Below are 2,482 nucleotides of genomic sequence, written 5' to 3' on the forward strand. Positions count from 1 at the left end.
AAAGCAGAACAGGAGTTATTCCAGTGAAGCAATTTTTTATCACCGTCGCCGCTGGCGTAGTCACGGCGCTGATCGTCCAGCAGATGAACAATCCAGGGCAGGGAGGTTAAGGCATGGCTCTAGCACTGGTAAAACTGTTGCCGACGCTGGTCGGCTGGATCGGTCAAAAGGTCAGTGTGGGCACCGAGAAAGCGCGTGCCGCGATTGAGAAGCAGGCGGCGATTGCGGACGGCTGGGCGCCGCAGATAATCGTGCTGTTCTGGTTCTATCCGTTTATCGCCGCATATATCCCGGTAGAGGCGCTGCAAGTGAGCGCAGCTGCGGGATTGAAAATGCTCAAGGATGCGCCCGACTGGCATTTTGAGATACTGGCCGGAATTACCGTCGCCGTGCTCGGCGTCAAGCGGGTGAGGCGCAAGTGATGGCGATAGAGTTTGACCTGAATATGTTCCTAAATACGCTGGTCGCAGGGGGCGCAGTGTGGGCGGCGATCCGGGCCGACGTCCGGCACTTGCGCGCCGACGTCGACCGCCTTATGAATAAGGTGTTTCGCTAGCAGCCTTGGCTGCGGTGCCGCACTGGCGCCGGCTGGCTGATGCCTGGTAATCCCTCCCGTAATTCCTCCTGCACCTGTTCCAGCTTCTGTAGTTTTTCAAGGTCGCGGCGCGGCAGTGCGCCGCGAGACTGTTCCAGTTCCCGCACTCGCGCCGACAGCTGCCGCAAATCCTTAAGCAGCAGTTCGAGGCAGTTGATGTGCCACGCGAATTGCTGCACCTGTCCGTAGTGAAGAACGTAGTCCGTATCAGTTACCAGTCGGTCGCCGTGGAAACGGATCCCGGGCCAGCCGTCCGGCACTATGCGGCCATTGCAGTGGTAATCCCATAGCTTGCGCTCCGGTGCCGGCATGCAGGCGGGATTACTCAGATAGCGCCGCGCCGTGCGCTCGCTCACTTCCAGGAAGGTCATCAGCGCTTGTACATCTTTTATCGTTGGCTTCTTGTACATGGGTAAGTCCTTGTTCTGATCCTGTGGAATCAGTACGGCGCCGGACTGAAGTCAGAAAATACGCCAACAATGTGCGCTGCGTCCCATTTTATAAGGGCGTGTAATGGCGAATGGTGATTTTTTTTAGATTGATTGTGCATATGGGGGTTGGCTCCAATGGGTGACCGCTTGACACGCGACGCTGAGCCCTTGTAATTCGCATAATATAGATTATGTTAAATAGAACATTGGTTTCAAAAATGTCAATGCAATCTGTATTCGCGAATCCTGAAATGCTGCCGATATCGCATCGCAGCAGACATTTACACTACCGGGCACCACTATTCGCCCGCAAATATCATTATTTGAAATCACGCCCCTTCCGTGACCTGTGTCACATTCTGAGGCGCCGCAAGGCTCTTTTCAGAATCACAGGAGTTGAAAAAGAATGATGACACGGACCACCCGGCACCCTGTATTCGGTGCCTTTCAATTTCCCTTCACCGTTGAAGACGTTGCCGCTATCTGCGAAGTGAGTTTGCGCACGGCGGAACGCTGGTGGAACCTCGACGCTCAACCGCCCCGGGCGGCGATCAAGCTGGTACAAATCACCCTGCGCGGGCGCGTGATGCCGGACAGCTGGCCGCACTGCTGGCGCTTCGGCGACGACAGACTGATCACCAACCTCGGCGCGGATTCGGTTCGCTGGCAGGATATCGAGACCTACGATTGGGTTAAAAAGAGTTGGTACGAAGCGATGCGGCTGATTGTGCAGACTGAGGCGCGGGTCGAGTCGCTATTGCGGAAGCTGCCCGAGGACGCGCGGGCGGAACTGACCGGCCACCGGGCGCGACTGGAGGAACTGCGCACCCAGGATAGGATTGCGGAGCGCTGGCGACTGGCGCATCGGGAGACGCACCGGCAGCACGGCTGCTAACGAAATACCTTATTCATAAGGCGGTCGACGTCGGCGCGCAAGTGCCGGACGTCGGCCCGGATCGCCGCCCACACTGCGCCCCCGGCGACCAGCGTATTGAGGAACATATTCAGATCAAACTCTATCGCCATTACCGTTTACGCCTCCGCGATATTGTTTTTTTACCCAGGCCCAGCACCGTCAAGGTTATTCCTATCAGCAGTTGCCAGTACCATTCCGGCGAGGCCGTCAGCAGCTGGAAGCCCTCACTGGCGGACTCGCGCAGTACGGGCACGTAGTTGGCCACCGCCGGGTAGAACCAGAACGCGACCAGCAGCCCCCCGACCCAACTATTCGCCAGCGCCGCCTGGCGCTCGAGCTGCGCAGTGGCTTTTTCCTTGCCCACTTTGACTGCCGACCCAATCCAGCCGGCCAGTGCCGGCAGTAATTTTACCAGTGCTGGCGCCATGCCTTAGCCTCCCTGCCCTGACTTGTTCATCTGCTGGACGATCAGCGCCGTGACTACGCCAGCGGCGACGGTGATAAAAAATTGCTTCACTGGAATAACTCCTGTTCTGCTCG

Annotated in this window: 4 protein-coding genes; 2 read left to right on the forward strand and 2 right to left on the reverse strand. The window is 57.6% G+C overall.

Annotated elements, in window-relative coordinates:
• The first annotated feature begins 113 nt into the window (after positions 1-113).
• Positions 114-422 carry a hypothetical protein gene (locus IG627_RS20430; RefSeq protein WP_193195121.1) on the forward strand — a complete coding sequence of 103 codons (309 nt, stop codon included), beginning with the start codon at positions 114-116 and terminating at the stop codon, positions 420-422.
• Positions 423-552: 130 nt separating this feature from the next.
• On the opposite strand, the gene IG627_RS20435 is transcribed toward IG627_RS20430, so the two are convergent.
• Positions 553-1,005, reverse strand: coding sequence for a hypothetical protein (locus tag IG627_RS20435; protein WP_193195123.1), 453 nt, complete (start codon positions 1,003-1,005; stop codon positions 553-555).
• 430 nt (positions 1,006-1,435) lie between these two features.
• Between IG627_RS20435 and IG627_RS20440 the strand changes: the two genes are divergently transcribed.
• Positions 1,436-1,921, forward strand: coding sequence for a hypothetical protein (locus IG627_RS20440; protein ID WP_226865500.1), 486 nt, complete (start codon positions 1,436-1,438; stop codon positions 1,919-1,921).
• A gap of 130 nt (positions 1,922-2,051) precedes the next feature.
• Here the strand turns inward: IG627_RS20440 and IG627_RS20445 are convergent, their stop codons facing one another.
• The gene (locus IG627_RS20445) at positions 2,052-2,369 is read right to left on the reverse strand and encodes a hypothetical protein (protein WP_193195127.1); all 318 of its coding nucleotides are present in this window, start codon (positions 2,367-2,369) and stop codon (positions 2,052-2,054) included.
• Positions 2,370-2,482 lie beyond the last annotated feature (113 nt).

The organism is Microbulbifer taiwanensis (assembly GCF_014904815.1).
GTDB classification, from domain to species: domain Bacteria; phylum Pseudomonadota; class Gammaproteobacteria; order Pseudomonadales; family Cellvibrionaceae; genus Microbulbifer; species Microbulbifer taiwanensis.